The sequence below is a fragment of the Pseudoalteromonas sp. S3260 genome, assembly GCF_005886925.1.
Taxonomy (GTDB): domain Bacteria; phylum Pseudomonadota; class Gammaproteobacteria; order Enterobacterales; family Alteromonadaceae; genus Pseudoalteromonas; species Pseudoalteromonas tetraodonis.
Genome location: NZ_PNCV01000236.1, coordinates 1 through 210, shown reverse-complemented (window position 1 = coordinate 210; position 210 = coordinate 1). Strand labels below are relative to the sequence as shown.

The window sequence follows — 210 nt, the reverse complement described above, 5'->3', positions numbered from 1 at the left end:
AATGCGGATATCGTTGTCAGTGGTGGTTCTTCCACGTGGGGTGATGTACGTGCAACAGGAAACATCAACATTACCGGAGCAGGATTTATATCCGGGACTGTTCATGCCAACGGCGATATTGATGTCAGTGGCGGTAGCTCAGGAGATTATACGATACCGCCTGGTTTTCCTGCGAAAACGCGAATTGGCGGTGATATTTTGGCAAAAGGC

General features: G+C 49.0%; 1 pseudogene. It reads left to right on the top strand.

The annotated features are described in order from the left end of the window. Window positions 1–210: pseudogene (locus CWC14_RS19485) on the top strand (hypothetical protein); the annotation flags it as partial.